Source organism: Acidobacteriota bacterium (assembly GCA_033549365.1).
GTDB lineage: Bacteria > Acidobacteriota > Aminicenantia > Aminicenantales > Saccharicenantaceae > JAWSUF01.
Genome location: JAWSUF010000001.1, coordinates 97,977 through 114,778 on the forward strand (window position 1 = coordinate 97,977; position 16,802 = coordinate 114,778).

Annotated in this window: 10 protein-coding genes; 6 read left to right on the forward strand and 4 right to left on the reverse strand. The window is 59.7% G+C overall.

The annotated features are described in order from the left end of the window. Positions 1-2: 2 nt before the first annotated feature. From SCM96_00435 to SCM96_00445, 3 genes are read right to left on the reverse strand one after another with little or no spacing between them, the layout of a single operon-like run. A complete protein-coding gene (locus tag SCM96_00435; GenBank protein MDW7759089.1) occupies positions 3-902 on the reverse strand; it encodes a peptidoglycan DD-metalloendopeptidase family protein in 900 nt (299 codons plus the stop codon). A 57-nt stretch (positions 903-959) separates the two neighbouring features. Then, positions 960-1,721, reverse strand: a complete 762-nt coding sequence (locus SCM96_00440) for an SDR family NAD(P)-dependent oxidoreductase (protein MDW7759090.1) — start codon at positions 1,719-1,721, stop codon at positions 960-962. Positions 1,722-1,734: 13 nt separating this feature from the next. Next, on the reverse strand, positions 1,735-4,278 hold the full coding sequence (locus SCM96_00445) for a bifunctional aconitate hydratase 2/2-methylisocitrate dehydratase (protein ID MDW7759091.1): 2,544 nt from the start codon (positions 4,276-4,278) through the stop codon (positions 1,735-1,737). A gap of 301 nt (positions 4,279-4,579) precedes the next feature. On the opposite strand from SCM96_00445, the gene mdh reads away from it, so the two are divergent. The 6 genes from mdh to SCM96_00475 all read left to right on the forward strand — a co-directional run bounded on the left by mdh (position 4,580) and on the right by SCM96_00475 (position 14,412). Then, positions 4,580-5,512, forward strand: a complete 933-nt coding sequence (mdh, locus tag SCM96_00450; GenBank protein ID MDW7759092.1) for a malate dehydrogenase — start codon at positions 4,580-4,582, stop codon at positions 5,510-5,512. A gap of 291 nt (positions 5,513-5,803) precedes the next feature. Continuing rightward, positions 5,804-6,700, forward strand: a complete 897-nt coding sequence (locus tag SCM96_00455; GenBank protein ID MDW7759093.1) for an MBL fold metallo-hydrolase — start codon at positions 5,804-5,806, stop codon at positions 6,698-6,700. Further along, on the forward strand, positions 6,697-9,744 hold the full coding sequence (locus tag SCM96_00460) for a DUF5107 domain-containing protein (protein MDW7759094.1): 3,048 nt from the start codon (positions 6,697-6,699) through the stop codon (positions 9,742-9,744). Before SCM96_00455 ends, SCM96_00460 begins: the two co-directional genes overlap by 4 nt. A 70-nt stretch (positions 9,745-9,814) precedes the next feature. Next, entirely contained in the window at positions 9,815-11,407 is a 1,593-nt protein-coding gene (locus SCM96_00465; GenBank protein ID MDW7759095.1) for a C69 family dipeptidase, read from the forward strand. Positions 11,408-11,458: 51 nt separating this feature from the next. After that, a complete protein-coding gene (locus SCM96_00470) occupies positions 11,459-13,003 on the forward strand; it encodes a hypothetical protein (GenBank protein ID MDW7759096.1) in 1,545 nt (514 codons plus the stop codon). A 35-nt stretch (positions 13,004-13,038) separates the two neighbouring features. Beyond that, complete coding sequence (locus SCM96_00475; protein MDW7759097.1) at positions 13,039-14,412, forward strand: S41 family peptidase; 1,374 nt, start codon at positions 13,039-13,041, stop codon at positions 14,410-14,412. Positions 14,413-14,425: 13 nt separating this feature from the next. Here the strand turns inward: SCM96_00475 and SCM96_00480 are convergent, their stop codons facing one another. After that, on the reverse strand, positions 14,426-16,585 hold the full coding sequence (locus SCM96_00480) for a VWA domain-containing protein (GenBank protein MDW7759098.1): 2,160 nt from the start codon (positions 16,583-16,585) through the stop codon (positions 14,426-14,428). Between the last annotated feature and the right edge of the window lie 217 nt (positions 16,586-16,802).

A 16,802-nucleotide genomic window follows, 5' to 3' on the forward strand; every position in this document is an offset into this window, starting at 1 on the left:
GACTATTCCTCGAGGATGTAGTTGTAGGGGTTGACGGCTCGTCCGTCCACCTTGACTTCGTAATGGACATGGGGGCCGAGAGCTTTGCCCGTCTTCCCTATCGCACCGATCAGATCGCCTCTTTTGACTTTTTGCCCGGCTTTGACATTCATCCGGCTGAGGTGTCCGTAGGTCGTTGTGATGCCGCCCGTGTGGCTGAGGACGACATTGTTCCCCAACATCTTGTCAAAAGCCGCCCGGACGACGATGCCGTCGGCGGTCGCCACAACGGGATTGCCGTGATTGGTGGCGATATCGATTCCGTAGTGAAATGTGCGTTTGCCCGTGAACGGATCGGCGCGGTATCCAAAGGGCGAAGAGAGCCACCCGGCGGTGGGCCAGATGGTCGGGGTGGATGCCAGCCTTGCGGCCTGGCTTTCAAAAAAGTTGACCAGTGTCCCGAGATTGTTTTCGACGCTCGAGGCTTTCTGCGCCAGATTCTGGACGGCGGCCAGCGAAAGATTCTGCGCCGGAACGGGGTCGGGTTCGCCGAGGGAATCGGGGCCGCCGCCCCCCAGACCGGCCTCATCACCGATGATGTCGGGGGATTTCAGACCGGCCATGATATTCAGTTTTTTGGCATAGTTTTCGTAGCTGGCAATGGTCCCCTTGAGGTTCTTGACGTAGCTTTCGTAACTTTCCAGCCGGTCGCTCTGCTCGGCCATTTCGATATTCAACTGCTTGTGTCGGTTTCTGAGAGACGACATGGAAAAATAGTCGATCAAGACGGCGGATAAGACCACACCGAAGAGAATCGAGGCGCCGATCAACACTCTCAGCCGTCTTCTGGAAAAAGCCAGAGTCCGGCAGTTCGTTTTCGTATGAGGAACGATAATGATAGAAAGGTGTTTGTTTCCAGGCATAATCTCTTCAATTACTAACACAAGCGGAAAAAAGATGTCAAGCTCTTTTTTCCCGCCTCAACCGCCGCAGAGGACGGATCCTCCGTTGACGTTCAGGATCTCGCCCGTTATATGGACGGCCAGATCGGATGCCAGAAACAGAATGGGCCCTGCAATATCATCCGGATCAGGAATACGGCGCAGAGGAATGGAGAGACGGACTTTTTCGCGGAAATCATGATCGGAGAAGACGCCGGCGCTCATATCGGTGTCCACCCAGCCCGGAGCGACGCAGTTGACCCGGATGCCGTGAGGGGCCAGTTCCACGGCCAGAGATTTCGTCAAGGCATGGAGGGCGCCTTTGGAAGCCGCATAATGGGAGTGGAACGCCTCTCCCCGGACACCGGCCGTCGAGGTGACATTGATGATGGCGCCGCGGCGGGCCTTTTTCATGGACGGAACGACGGCGTTCACGGCATAGAAAACGCCGTCGAGGTTCGCGGCCATGGTCTCACGGTAAACCGCTTCGTCCATATCTCCCATTTCAAGATACGTCCAGATGCCGGCGTTGTTGACCAGGATATCCAGTCCCCCCCAGGATTCAAGCGTTCCTGCGACCGCACCTTCCAGTTCGGTTCGGGATGCGGTATCGGCTTTGAAAACGAGACCCCGGCGTCCGGTCTTTTCGATATCCCGGAGAACGCTCTCCGCAGCCTCCTGGTCCCGGAGGTATGTCAGGGCCACGTCGCAACCCGCCGCGGCGAAAAATCGGGCCGCCGAACGCCCGATGCCCCGTGAGCCGCCGGTGATCAGGACTTTGCGATCGTCAAGTCGAATCATGACCTGTTCTCCTTCACGGGATATAGCCGAGGTTGAAATCGCCCATTTTGTCGAACGATAGATACTGATAGATTTCGGCCTCATGCGGCTGTATTTTTTCCCGCATGACGGCGAAGTATTCCTCCGGAGTCGGCAGAACGCCCTTGAGGGCGGCCACGGCGGCCACTTCCGCCGATCCCAGATAAACCCCGGCCCCGTCGCCCATCCTGTCGTCGAAATTCCGGGTCGAAGTCGAAACCACGGTCGTTTTCGGGCGGACGCGCGCCTGGTTGCCCATGCAGAGAGAGCAGCCCGGGATTTCCGTCCGGGCTCCGGCCGCGGAAAATACGGAATAGAGGCCTTCGCGCATGAGCTGCGCGGCGTCCATCTTGGTCGGCGGCGTGATCCAGAGATTGACCGGGAGATATCCGGCCCTGTCGAAAATCCGGGCGGCCGCCCTGAAGTGTCCGATGTTGGTCATGCATGAACCGATAAAGACCTCGTCGACCTTGTTTCCGGCGACTTCGGACAGAAGTTTGACGTCGTCCGGATCGTTCGGACAGGCCAGGATGGGTTCCCGGATGTCGGCCAGGTCGATGTCCAAAACAGCGGCGTAGGAGGCGCTGTTGTCCCGCCGGAGAAGGGACGGTGCCTCCAACCAGCGGAGGCAGGCTTCGATCCGGCGCCGGAGCGTTCCGGCGTCACGGTAGCCCTCCGCAATCATCCGTTCCATGAGAGCGATGTTACTCCGCAGAAACTCGGCCGTTCGCGCTTCCGAAAGCGCAATTGTGCCCCCTGCGGCGGATCTCTCGGCCGTGGCATCGGTCAACTCATAGGTCTGCTCGACGGTCAGGTCTTCCAGACCTTCCATCTCGAGAACACGGCCGTTGAAAATGTTGGTCTTGCCTTTTTTGGCGACCGTGAGCAAACCCTTTTGTATCGCAAACCAGGGGATGGCGTTCACGACATCGCGAAGGGTGATCCCGGGGTTGAGGCGGCCCTTGAATCGGACGAGCACCGACTCCGGCATGTCGAGCGGCATGAATCCCAGGGCGCCGGCGAAGGCGACCAGCCCGGACCCGGCCGGGAAGCTGAGGCCCATCGGGAAACGTGTATGGGAATCGCCGCCCGTCCCGAGCGTGTCGGGAAGAATCAGGCGGTTGAGCCAGGAGTGAATGACCCCGTCTCCCGGTTTGAGGGCGACGCCTTTTCTCTCGATCACAAAAGCCGCGAGATGGCCGTGCATCCGGACATCGGCCGGTTTGGGATAGGCCGCCGTATGGCAGAAAGACTGCATGAACAGGTCCGCCTGAAATTCGAGACAGGCCAGTTCCTTGAGTTCATCGGCGGTCATGGGCCCGGTCGTGTCCTGGGATCCCACGGTCGTCATCCTGGGTTCGCAGGCCGTTCCGGGAAGGACGCCTTCGAGACCACAGGCCCGGCCGACAATCTTTTGGGCAAGGCTGTAGCCCTGTCCGGATGCGGGACGGGGGTTGTCGACGGGAATGAAGATATCCGAGGGATCGAGACCCAGCGCTTTGCGGGCCTCGTTCGTCAGCCGGCGCCCGATGATGAGGTTGAGCCGGCCGCCGGCCCGGAACTCATCGGGCAGGGTTGCGGGTTTGATTTCAAATTGCGCCCGCTCCGCCCCGGCGGCATCGCGAATCACTCTCGCATGGGTGTCGACGACAACGGCGTCTCCCGTTTTCAACCCCCCGGCCTTGCACATCAGGGGCAGACCGCCGGAATCCTCCGTCGTATTGAAAAAGATGGGGGCGATCAGGCCGCCCAGAACAACGCCTCCCCTCCTCTTGTTCGGGACAAAGGGGATGTCTTCACCGATATGCCACATCAGGGAGTTGCAGGCGGATTTTCGCGAGGACCCGGTCCCCACGACATCTCCGGCAAAAATGACGCGATGCCCTTCCTCACGGAACTTGCGGATGGTTTCGATCCCTTCGGGAAAACGCGTCTCGCCCATGGAGAGGGCATGAAGCGGGATATCCGGGCGGCTCCAGGCATGCCTGGCCGGAGAAAAATCATCGGTGTTGATTTCGCCTTCGACTTTGAAGATCCGGCCTTCGATTTGATCGGGAAGAGCCGGACGCGAAAGAAACCACTCTCCATCCGCCCAGGATTGGAGAACGCTTTTCGCCCGCGGGTTCGTCCGGGATTTTTCGACGACGGCGTCGAAGGCTCCGTAGACGAGAACGACGTTTTTCAGGGCCGCGGCCGCATCCTCTCCAAGCTCTTCATCGTCGAGAAGGGTGACAAGTGGTTCGACGTTTGTGCCGCCGAGCATGGTCCCGAGCAGAAAAACGGCCTCCTTTTTCGAGACCGCGGGCGAGTTCTTTTTCCCGCGGGCCACGGCAGCCAGCCATTCGGCCTTGACCTGTGCCGCCGGATCCACTCCGGGAGGGATCCTGTCCCGCAAAAGACCGAGGAGAAGACGTTCACTTGCCGGTTCGGGTTTTTCGAGCCCGCGGCAAACTTCAGCCGTCTGTTCCGGGTTCAGGGGAAGGGGGGGGATTCCCTGACGGAGGCGTTCGGCTTCATGTTGAAAATAGGCATCCAGCATCATGATCTCCTTTGAAGGCCGGACGCCGGGCAATTCTGAGCCGGAAACTCTCCGGCTCCGGCCGGACCACGGCGCCGAACCGGAAATTTCGTCCTCTGTGGACACTTCTCTGTATAAACCCATCTTCCCGATTTGTCAAAAACTCAGGCTCCGGGGTTGTACGTGACAACACTTTTTATGCCTCCCTTTTCACAACACCGGCGTTATCACGTAAAACCCCGGAGTTGATTTCGAGATGGGGTTCGTTATAGAATAAGTTTTCCAAAACAACGGCAACAAATCCCACGAAGGAGGTTCACGCATGAGAAAGAAAATCGCTCTCATCGGCGGAGGACAGATCGGCCAGATTCTGGCCATGCTGGCCGCCCAGAAGGAACTCGGAGACATCGTCGTTCTCGAGATTCCCGAATTTGAAAATCCTGCCAAGGGCAAGGCCCTTGACCTGATGGAAATGGCCCCCCACGGCAACTATGACGCCAACATCGTCGGCACATCCGACTACAAGGACGTCGCAGGGGCCGATGTCGTCATTGTGACGGCGGGGAAACCTCGTCAGGCTGGAATGACCCGTGAGGATCTTTTGGCCGTCAACCTGGACATCATCAAGACGGTGGCCGCAGGCGTCAAAGAACACGCCCCCAAAGCTTTCTGCATCGTCCTCACCAATCCTCTCGATGCCATGGTCTACGCTTTCTCCAAGCTGACCGGGTTCCCCCGCCACCAGGTCATCGGCATGGCTGGAACGCTGGACACGGCCCGCTGGCGCGCCTTCATCGGAATGGAGCTTGGAGTGTCGGTCTGCGACATCGCCGGCACGGTGCTCGGCGGCCACGGACCCGACATGGTTCCCCTGCCCCGGCTGACGACCGTCGGCGGCGTCCCGCTCAACGAGATCGCAACCCAGGAGCAGATCGACAAGCTCGTCACCCGGACTCGCGAGGCCGGAACCGAAATCGTCAAGCTCTTCGGCAAGGGCTCCGCATTCTTCAGTCCTGCCTGGAGCGCCATCGTCATCGCCGAGTCCTACCTCAAGGACAAAAAACGCATTCTCCCCTGCGCAGTCCTTTGCGAAGGCGAATACGGAGTCAAGGGCCTGTTCATCGGCGTACCGGCCTTGATCTCGGCCAAGGGCATGGAGAAGATCTACGAGATCAAGCTGACCGATGAAGAAAAGGCCATGCTCGAAAAGACGGTCAACGTCGTCACCAAGACCGTCGCGGAAACCAATCTTTAAGACAGAGGGGTTCCCCGGCCTGAACCGGGGAACCCCGTTTTTTCGCCTTTCCGCCTCTGTCTTATGAGCGGTCTTTACCGCTCCCGCACGGCACTTCGGATTTCGCGGGATGACACCGGTTGCATTGACAGCCGGCGTGTTCAAAAGGCATAATCTTCAGCGATGCCTGTCTGGTCCGTCGATACGCCGGTTCCATCGTCCCTGATGCTTTCTCTTCCCGATCCGATCTTTCCTTTATCGGGGTCCACGCCCCGAATATCCAATCCTGAATCTTGTCAAGGAGGTCTGGAAATGAAAATCCGTTTGACCGCATGGACCCTTGCGGCCGCGGTTCTTTTAATCGCCGTCGCATTTGGAATCGTATCTCAAATGCAGGCCGGTCAGGAAAGGCCGCAGATGCCGCCGGTCGCCGCGGAACAGATCCGGGACGGTCTCTATCTTGTCAGAGGGGGGTCCGGAGCCAATACCGCTTTTTACATCACGAAGACGGCCGTTTTCGCCGTCGACGCAAAGATGACCGCGGATTCGGCGGCCGCGATGCTGGCCGAGATCGCCGAGCTGACTTCCGCTCCGCTGACGACCGTCATCATCACCCACAGCGACGGCGATCACATCAACGGATTGCCCGGATTTCCCAAGGGACTGGACATCATCGCTCATGAAATCTGCAGGGCTGATATGGAAAAGGCCGCCGCAGATCTCCCGGCCCTCAGGGATTATATCCCGAATATCACCGTCGATCAGGATCTCCTGACCCTCTATCAAGAGGAAGACGGGCGGATCGACCTGGCCTATTTCGGACCGGCCCATACAAGCGGAGATCTCGTCGTCTGGTTTCCCCGGGAAGAGGCCGTCTTCGTCGGCGACCTGCTGTTTGTCGGCCGCGATCCTCTCATCCACAGGCACAAAAACGGAAATTCCTTCGGCTACGTCAAGACCCTTCGGGCCCTGCTCGATCTCTCCCCGACGGTTGAGATCTTTCTTTCGGGACACGCCGATCCTCTGGGGCGAACGGATGTTGTAGGCCTCATTTCCGCCATGGAAGAGAAGCAGGCCAAGGTGAAAGCCCTGGTCGATGAGGGACGGAGCCTCAACGAAGTCAAGACCGCCTTCGGCATCGAAGAAGCGCCCGGACGCCGCTGGCCGAGCCTGGTCGAAACCATTTATCTCGAGCTGACGGAAAAGTGAACGCCGCCTTTCCCAAGGTCTTCCTCGCCGCGGTTTTGATCTCTTCCGCTCTCACTTCTTCCGCCTGCCGGGATTTCGGAGACACGGGAACCGCCCATATTTCGGAACGGCGCGAAACCATCCGGACCTATCCTTTCGCCGATCCCGATCCCGTTCCCATCTTCGCCCGTTCGCCGATGTGGGGGCGGGGCGCCCGGCTCTATCCCTATTTCTTTTTCAACACGTTCACCGGAACCGCTACGGATTCCCCATGGACGGTCGTCCGCCTGGAAAATCCCCATATTGCGGTCTCCGTTCTCCCCGAAATCGGGGGCAAGGTCCGGGGCGCCGTGGATAAAAAAACGGGACTCGAATTTCTCTACACCAATCATGTCGTGAAATTCCGCGAAATCGCCCTCCGCGGCCCCTGGACATCGGGCGGCATCGAATTCAACTTCGGTATCGTCGGCCACGCTCCGTCGACGGCGACCCCGGTGGACTATCTCCTCCGTCGGGAGCCCGACGGAGGAGTATCCTGCGTGGTCGGAACCATGGATCTCCCATCCCGCACCCGCTGGAGCGTCACCATCTCTCTTCCTCCGGATAAGGCGTATTTCGAAACCCGCTCCTCGTGGTTCAACCCCACGCCCTACAACCAGTCGTATTACGCCTGGATGTGCGCCGCCGTCCGCACGGCCGACGACCTGAAATACGTTTTTCCCGGCCGCCGGCACATTGGACACGACTATGACGTTCCTCTCGAACCCTGGCCCGTCGATCGGGAAGGCCGCGACCTGTCCTGGTACCGGAACAACGCTTTCGGCGGCCCCAAGAGTTACTTCACCGTCGGCACCTACGAAGACTTCTTCGGGGGCTGGTATGAAAATTCGGATTTCGGCTTCGGCCGCTGGGCGCTTTACAATGATATGCCGGGGAAAAAAATCTGGATCTGGGATCATTCGCCGTCGGGAGAGATCTGGGTCGATCTCCTGACCGACAGCGACGGACAGTATACCGAGCCTCAATCCGGCCGCCTGCTCAACCAGTCCGACCATGAATTCTTCAAACCTCTGGTCGCCGACCGCTGGCGTGAAATCTGGTTTCCCTACCGGGGCATCGGTCCCCTGGCCAAAGCCTCGCCGCATGCCGTTCTTTCCGTTGAGGCCCGGGCCGGCGGCCTTCATCTCGGACTTTTCGCCCTTCAGGCGGTCAATGAGGATCTCGTCGTCACCAAAAGCGGCCGCACCGTCCACCGGGAACGCGTCCGTTTGAAGACGGCGGAAACCTGGATGAAAACCGTGTCCGGCGACTTCGGCACGGATACGGTCGTCTCGCTGGGCGACAAGCTGGTCTTCCACGGCGATCCGGCGGCATTGGATATCGGCCGCCCGCTGAAATTCAGCCTTCCCGGCGGCGTTACGGCCGAATCCCGATTCATGGAGGGGACGCGCCTTGAAAAAGAGCGGGACCCGGCCGGCGCTCTAAACGCCTATCTCTCCTGTCTCGATCGGGAACCCCATCATGTGCCCGCTTTGACCCGGATTGCCGAAATTTTCTGCCGAAGAGGGGAATACGAAAAGGCGCTCGGCTACGCGTCGAAGGCGCTCGAAATCAGCATGTATGATCCGGCGGCCAATTTCGCCTATGGGACGATCTCCCGGCGCGTCGGACACATCATTGACGCCAAGGAAACCTACGGATGGGCGGCCCGATCGATGGAATATCGCTCGGCCGCCTACAGCCGGCTGGCCGCCATCTCGCTTCTCGAAAGAAATTTGGATCTGTCCCGGGAATACGCGGAGCGGGCCATCGAATCCAACGCCCATAACAGCGCCGCCTGGGAGATTCTGGCCGCAGGGCGCCGGAAAGCGGCCGATATTGACGGGGCGCGCCGCGCCCAGCGCCGTCTGCTCGAAATCGAACCTCTCAATCACCAGGCCCGTTTCGAGCGTTATTTAATCGATCCCCGGGAGAGCCGGCTCGAGGAATTCCGGGACATGATCCGGAACGAATTCCCCCATGAAACCTACCTGGAAATGGCTGTCCAATACACGGACATGGGCTGTCCCGAAGACGCCGTCACTCTTCTTAAACTGGCGCCGAGACACCCCACCCTCCTTGTGTGGCTGTCCTGGCTTCTCAGGGATACGGATTCGGCGCAAAGCGCCGTTCTTCTTGAAAAAGCCTTTTCCCTTTCCCCTCAACTCGTCTTTCCTTTCCGCGAAGAGTCCATTCCCGTCTTCGAATGGGCGGCCGAACGCCGGCCGGACGACTGGAAGCCGCGTTATTATCTCGGTCTCATTCTCTGGGGAAAAGACCGTCTCGAAGAGGCCTCGCGCCTGTTCGATCTCTGTGATGCCTCGGATTACGCACCGCTTTTTGTATCCCGTGGCCAGTTGCGGGCCGATACGGATCCCGCCCGGGCTCTGGCCGACTTCGAAAAAGCCGTGAAACTGGACGAGGGGGCCTGGCGCAACCGGCAGGCCCTCATTCATCACCTCCGGTCATTCGGGCGTCACAGGGACGCTCTGGAAGCCGCCCGAACCGCCGTCGAGCGGTTTCCCGGCGTATCCCCTCTTCAGGCTGAACTCGTCAAGTCGCTCATGAATTTGGGCCGCTACGGCGAGGCCGCCGGAGTTCTTGAAACCCTCCACATCCTGCCATACGAGGGCGCCCGCGAAGTTCACAGCCTTTATGTCCGCACCTATATCCAGTTGGGTCTCGCAGCCATGCGGTCCGGCCGATGGGCGGAGGCGGTCGAGCGCCTGGATGCCTCCAAGGAATACCCGGAGCGTTTGGGAACAGGTGCGCCTTTCCATCCCGATGTCCGGCTTCAGGATTATCTGGCCGCCCTGTGTTTCGACAGGATGGGCTTGAAGGACAAAGCCGAGGAAAGGCGACGCGCCGTTTATGAATACACCCTCGCCCGGGGTCACGATCAGACAACCCACAATTATTTCGGGGCCCTTGTTCTCGAATATTACGGAGAAAGCGAAAATGCCGCGGCCCTTCCCCGCCGTTCCCCGCCGTCCGCCGACATCCTGTCCGTCCTCCGCCTCTTTTAGCGCGCTGCTCCGCTGCTCTGGCTGCTGGATATTATTGATTATAATATAATTAAGTAAAAGGAGACCTGCCATGCGTCGAATGAGACTCCCTCTTTTCCTCTTCGCGGCAGCGACCGTATTGGTCCTGTCGTTCCTTCAGGGCGCTCCGGATGCGGATGTCCATGAGGGCCGCTCCTTCGAATCCGAATCATGCACCAGCATCCTGGTTGGTCGTCTCGCTTCCGTCGACGGCTCAACCATGACCTCCCATTCCTGCGATTCCGGGACGGACCGGACCTGGATGGCCATCGTCCCCAACATGAAACACAAAGCGGGATCCGTGGCCAAGCTTTATGCGGATCCCAAGCGGACCAAGCGTCCCGACGACCCCGACCGCGTCGTCGCCGGAGAAATTCCCCAGGTTCAGGAAACCTATGCTTTTCTGGACGCGGCCTACCCCATCATGAACGAACACCAGCTTGCGATCGGGGAAACAACGATCGGAGGACGCCGTGAGCTCGTAAGCACCGAAGGGATCATCGACGCCCCTGAACTCTACCGCCTGATTCTCGAGCGGGCTAAGACGGCCCGCGAGGCCATCCGTATCGCCGACGAACTGACCAAGACTTTCGGCTACAACGACTGGGGGGAATGCTTCACATTCGCCGACACCCGGGAGGTCTGGCACTTCGAAATCTTCGGACCGGGGCGATTCAAAAAAGGCGCCGTCTGGGCGGCCCAACGCGTTCCGGACGACGAGATCGGCATGTCCGCAAACGCCGCAAGAATCCGGCAGATCGACCTTTCGAACCCGGAATTTTTCATGGCCTCGGACAATGTCTTTTCCCTGGCCGAGGAGTTGGGGTTCTGGTCCAAGAACAGCGGCGAACCGTTCGAGTTCTGTTACGCCTACGCCCCGGATTCCCGGACAAGCCTGGCCTGCCGCCGCCGCGAGTGGCGGGTTTTGAGCCTGCTTGCCCCCTCGCTCAAGCTCCACCCTGAATCCGAAAATTACCCCTTCTCCGTCAAGCCCGAAAAAAAAGTCGGCGTCGCCGACCTTCGGGCGATTTTCCGCGACACCTACGGCGGGACCGACTACGACATGACCCGGACCCTGACGGCCGTCAACCGCAAGGGCGAAACCGTCACGAGTCCGGTCGCCTCTCCCTTCATGAACAACGACCTGCGTGAGCTTCTCCGAGTCCGCCGGGAGCGGACGATCTGTTCGCCGGCCGCGACCTATCTCCAGATCACTCAGTCCCGGGAATGGCTGCCGGACCCGATCGGAGGCGTGGTCTGGATCGGTTACGACAATCCGGCGACGACACCGCACACGCCGTTTTACATCGGGATTTCCCAAATGCCCGCATCTTACATGGTCGACGGCCGGTGGGAGTACAACCGGAAGTGCGCCTGGTGGGCCTTCCGGACCGTAAGCAAGCTGGCCCTTTTCCGATACCAGGAAATGTCCAAGGATATTGAAAAAGTCTGGCGGGAGATCGAGGATGCCGCGTACGCCGGCCAGGCCGCCTTCGAAGAGAAGGCTCTGGACCTCTACAAAAAGGACCCGAAAAAAGCCCGCGAGCTTCTCACGCGATACTCCCAAGACCAGGCCGAAAAGGCCGTCGCCGCCTATTGGAAACTCTCCGGCGACCTCATGCTTAAATATTCGGGAAGGTTTTAATCCCGCGATCACAGCCTGATGGCCGGCGCCCGGGCAAAACAGGAGACGATCATGAAAAAAATTCTCGTAATCACATTCATCGCCATGTTCGGAGGAAGCCTTCTGATCCCCGCCGCGGCGGATTCCGCCGGAGGCCGGAACGGCTATTACCGATACCCCGCCGTGCACAAGAACACCGTCGTCTTCGTCTCGGAGGGCGATCTCTGGTCCGTCGACATTCAGGGCGGAGCGGCCCGCCGCCTGACCACCCACCACGGCCTGGAATCCCATCCCGCCGTTTCTCCCGACGGCGCCACACTGGCCTTCTCCGCCCAGTATGAAGGGCCGACCGAAGTCTATACCATGCCCCTGGCCGGGGGTCTTCCCGTCCGGCACACATTCGGCGGCCAGTCATCGACCGTAGTCGGGTGGACTCCGGACGGCAAAATCCTCTACGCGACGCAGCGATATTCGACTCTGCCCAACACCCGGCTCGTCATCCTCAACCCGAAGACGAACGCCGAGACCATCGTCCCCCTCGATCAGGCGGCAGACGGATCCTTCGAAACACCGGAGGGGCCGCTCTATTTCACGCGCCTCCCCTTCCAGGGAAGTTATACCAAGCGATACCAGGGTGGAACGGTCCAGAATCTCTGGAAATTCGATGCGGGGAACGAAGCCGTTCCCCTGACATCCGACTATCCCGGCACCAGCAAGAATCCCATGGTCTGGAACGGGCGGATTTATTTCGCAACGGACCGCGACGGCATCATGAATCTCTGGTCGATGGATCGAGGCGGCGAAAATCCCGAACAACTGACCTTTCACAAGGAATTCGACGTCAGCTCCCCGTCCCTCCACGACGGACGGATCGTCTATCAGCTCGTCTCCGACCTCCATGTCTACGACATCTCCTCCCGGACGGACCGGGAAATCGAGGTCGTCCTCCCCTCCGATTTCGACCAGATGCGGGAGCGCTGGGTCGCGAATCCCCTGGACTATCTGACATCGGCCCGGCTTTCGCCCACCGGAGACCGGGTGGCCCTGGTCTCGCGCGGCCATGTTTTCACGGCTCCGGTCGGGGACGGCCGCTTCGTCCGTGTCACCCGTTCGGACGGCATCCGGGCCCGCAGCGCCCGGTTCTTCCCGGATGGGAAAACCCTGATCGTTCTCTCCGACCAATCCGGAGAGTGGGAATTCCACCGCGCTCCGGCCGACGGCGTGGGACAAACGGAACAACTCACTTCGGGCGCCGAAGTTCTCAGATTCGACGGTCTTCCCTCGCCCGACGGACGCCGCCTGGCCTTCGCCGACAAGGACCAGCAGCTCTGGGTTTTCGACATCGCCTCCAAGCGCCTGGACAAAGCGGCCTTTTCTCCGAACGGCATGTTCCGCGACTTGGTCTGGTCACCGGACAGCCGCTGGCTTGCCTTCGTCCGGTCCGCCGGCAACCAATACTCCCAGATCATGCTTCTCCAGATCGAAACCGGGGAGATTACGGAACTCACGAACGACCGCGTGGATTCCTATTCTCCGGCCTGGCCGCCGGCGACAAGGTCCTCTTTTTCATCGACCGGGAGAGCCGGGCCGCCGGACAGGCCAAGCTCAAGGCCGTAGAGATCAAAAACACCCGCATCGAGGCCCGAACCGTCATGGAGGATGTCAGGGATTTCGAGCTGTCCCTCGACGGAAGCAAGATTCTGGTCCGCAAGGACCGGGATCTCTTCGTCATCGATGCCGCAACGGCCCCGCCCGCTCCGGCGATGCTGACCGAGCGGAAAATCGACCTCTCCAAGTGGACGTTTTCCGTCGATCCGCGCGCGGAATGGCGTCAGATGTTCGTCGACGCCTGGCGGATGGAGCGCGATTATTTCTATGACCGCAATCTCCACAGCGTCGACTACGACAGGCTCAGGGCCCGTTACAGTCCGTTTCTCGACCGTGTCAGCGACCGTTCGGAACTGAACGATCTCATCGCCCACCTCGTCGGCGAGTTGTCCGCCCTTCACACCTTTGTCCGGGGCGGTGACCTGCGCCGGGGCGCGGACAATATCTCGCCCGGTTCCCTGGGCGCCCGCCTCGTCCGGGACGACGCCCGCGGCGGTTTCCGGATCGAGCGGATCTACCGGTCCGATCCCGAGTATCCCGAACGAAGCTCTCCCCTGGCCGCCCCCTTGTTGGGAATCCGTGAGGGCGACATCATCACGTCCGTCAACGGTACGCCCACACTCGATGTCTCCGATCCGGCCGTCCTCCTCCGCAACACGGCGGAGACCCAGGTACTTCTCGAAATCCGCCCGGCCGCGGGCGGACCGGATTTCAAGGCCGTCGTCCGGCCCATCACGCCGGGCGCCGAATCCGACCTTCGTTACGCCGATTGGGAATATACGCGGCGCCTCGAAGTCGAAAAGGCGGGAGGCGGGGATATCGGATATGTCCACCTCAGAGCCATGGGCGGCGGAAACTACACGGAATGGGTCAAGAATTTCTACCCCGTTTTCAACCGCAAGGGGCTGATCATCGATGTCCGCCACAATCGCGGCGGCAATATCGACTCCTGGATTCTCGGCAAGCTCCTGCGGCGGGCTTGGTTCTACTGGCAGCCGCGGGTCGGAAACCCCACCTGGAACATGCAGTACGCCTTCCGGGGGCACATGGTCGTCCTGTGCAACGAATACACGGCCTCGGACGGCGAGGCCTTCGCCGAGGGATTCCGCCGCCTGGGGCTGGGGGAGATTATCGGAACGCGGACCTGGGGCGGCGAGATCTGGCTGAGCTCATCCAATGTGCTCGTCGACCGGGGGCTGGCTTCTGCGGCCGAGACCGGCGTCTACGGCCCGGAGGGCGAATGGCTCATCGAGGGCCACGGCGTCGACCCCGATATTATCGTCGACAATCCGCCCCACGACACGTTCAAGGGCCGCGACGCCCAGCTCGAAGCCGCAATCCAACATCTCCGAGAACTTATCGCCAAGGACCCCGTCGAAGTCCCCAAACACCCGCCCTATCCCGACAAAAAGCGATAGGTGCCGAACGGGATTATTTTCTGACAATATCGACCGAGACGGAAGCCGTGTCTCCCGTGTGTTTGTCCAAGGCCAGGAATTCCAGGATATATCGTCCTGAGTGCGGACTCCCTTCCAGTGCGATCTCGACAAGGAGATCCACTCCGCGCTCGTCCTGTTTCTTTTTGACGACGGAAACAGGGAGATCCGTCCACTCATAGGACACCGGGTCGCCGCGCGAAACGTCGATCTCGAGGTTGGCCGCCGACGAAAGCCCCGACAGGCGAACGACCGCATAAAGCGTATCCACATCTTCCGGAATATCTCCCAGCAATGGAGCATAAAGGTTCCGGTCGTACCCGAAAATTTCGGACGGCGATGACCCGGGGGTTGCCGCCATTTCCAGGGAATCGGCGGACGGAATGAGGAGGAAGGGCGCATCCATAACAAATCCGGAGGAGCCTGAGTCGGGGACAATCAGGGGAACAACACCCCTGGCTCCCCGCCCGGTTTCCTGGTTCCTGATGACCAGGCGGCAGCCGGCGGAGGCGGGCTTGACCGTCATCAGAAAAGACGGATACAGGGTTTTCGCGCCGGGCCCGGGAACGGCCAGCTTGAACTTCTCAATATTGGAAAAGCCGCCGTCCTCATTGAAAATGAGAAGATAGGCTTCGGAGTTGCCGCCCAGGACTTCCTCGGCGGCGTCGCGATCGAGCCGGCCGAAAACCAGGAGTTGCAGCCGCCCCTCGCTGAGAACCGGAATCCCGGCGACCGGGATCTCGAAGGGGACCTGGACCTGAGGGATATCGCTCAGGGCCAGATCAACGACATGAAGAAGTTTTTCGAAAGCCGAATAATCTAGGAAAGGCCTGGATGCGAAATACCCTCCCTGCGACACCACGCGGAGGCCTTTCCTCTTCACGTTGACCCGAATTTTGTGATATTTGCCGTCCCATGCGTTGTCCACATCATAGCCCAGCACATAGTAGGCGCCGGTCAATGTTTGGATGTCCGAGGCGATCCTCTGGTTCTCGACGGTGTTCGCAAAGAATTTGCCTCCCGTCGCCGAGGCAAACTGTTTCAGGGAATCCGCGCCTTCGAACTCCCGTGCCGTCGGATCGAACCCTTCCGGCGAGGAGATGTCCGAGTTCCGGATCGCCCGGGTGGCGTCGACTGCGAAAACCGGAGCGTTGGCGGCCGCGAAATCCTGGAGCATCTCCGAATAATCGGTTTGAAGTCCGGTGTCCGCCTGAGCTGCGTCATAGGCGCTCAACTCGGCGGCAAACTGCTCGGGCGTCTTCCAATGTCCAACCACGGCGCCGCCCCGTTTGCCGAAGATGAGCTGACTGTGAAAACCTCCGGAAAAAAGAATTATATTTTTGAATCCGGGAATCAGGCGGAAGACCCTGGCCAGCTCGCGCAGGGACAGGATGAATTCCCGGGCCCTGTTGACGTAACTTTCCCGGCGGCCGTCCTGAAGAGTTTGGCTGGTCTGACGGATGGCCTGTTTTAGATAAAATTCTGTATCGGGCATCTTCGGAGGAGCGCCTGAAGACCCGTCGCTCGGCTTCTTCTCCCTCTCCATGTCGTCGATATCGGTGTAGTAAATGAAATCCGTCAGACTTTCGGCCCGGCCGGTGTGATAGCTCAGACCGATGGATTCGACCAGACGGCGGATATGGTCATGATCCGTGGTCAGATATTCACGAAGAACGAGGCCGCGCGTCGCCGTATAGGTGACCATGCCGATCTCGTCGGTCGGGCGCATTTCGGTGTCGAGAAACTTGAGAGCGGCGTCCCTGGCTTTGAAAACGCCCCTCGGATCCATGAACGCAAAATCGAACACCAGGAAAAACTTCCTATTCGTCGGCAGAACGGCCGGAACACCGGCGGAAGGCCTTTGGATTTCTCGAAAATGCTTTTCGAAATGAACGATCTTCTGGAGCCGGCCGTTGTCCCGGAGTTCGAAATCCTCGATCGTCAAGTCGTCCACGGGTTCCCCATTTCGATGTGTGACGTAAACGTGGATGAGCTTGAAACTCACATCGACCTGATGTTGAAGCCCCTTGTCCTGCGGAAAACCGCCCCCCCCGCCGGCCGGGAGAGTCAGGATCATCCACAGGACCACAAACGCGGCCGCAGCGCCCGCGGATCGAGATCTTCGCCGCAACCGGGCCGGTCTTTCAACTCTCATATCAACCTCCCGAAAAATCATCTCATATTTTGTTTCTAATGCAACCTTTATGCCAATTCGTTCATACGATCAACAATGATCCGGAATACCACAAATTGAAACTTGCGTCCTCAATTTAGGACACGTGTCTCTTCCTATGGACGGAGATTTCGAGGGGCTTCTTGATTTCTCCATATCGAATGGGCACACTTCTTGCAAGGTTGTTTCATGTGTTGAA

Excerpts from the sequence above, each read along its gene's own strand:
- SCM96_00445 (MDW7759091.1), bottom strand. The coding sequence starts at position 4,278 with ATGCTGGATGCCTATTTTCAACATGAAGCCGAACGCCTCCGTCAGGGA.
- SCM96_00480 (MDW7759098.1), bottom strand. The coding sequence starts at position 16,585 with ATGAGAGTTGAAAGACCGGCCCGGTTGCGGCGAAGATCTCGATCCGCG.
- SCM96_00455 (MDW7759093.1), top strand. The coding sequence starts at position 5,804 with ATGAAAATCCGTTTGACCGCATGGACCCTTGCGGCCGCGGTTCTTTTA.
- mdh (MDW7759092.1), top strand. The coding sequence starts at position 4,580 with ATGAGAAAGAAAATCGCTCTCATCGGCGGAGGACAGATCGGCCAGATT.
- SCM96_00440 (MDW7759090.1), bottom strand. The coding sequence starts at position 1,721 with ATGATTCGACTTGACGATCGCAAAGTCCTGATCACCGGCGGCTCACGG.
- SCM96_00435 (MDW7759089.1), bottom strand. The coding sequence starts at position 902 with ATGCCTGGAAACAAACACCTTTCTATCATTATCGTTCCTCATACGAAA.
- SCM96_00475 (MDW7759097.1), top strand. The coding sequence starts at position 13,039 with ATGGAGGATGTCAGGGATTTCGAGCTGTCCCTCGACGGAAGCAAGATT.
- SCM96_00465 (MDW7759095.1), top strand. The coding sequence starts at position 9,815 with ATGCGTCGAATGAGACTCCCTCTTTTCCTCTTCGCGGCAGCGACCGTA.
- SCM96_00470 (MDW7759096.1), top strand. The coding sequence starts at position 11,459 with ATGAAAAAAATTCTCGTAATCACATTCATCGCCATGTTCGGAGGAAGC.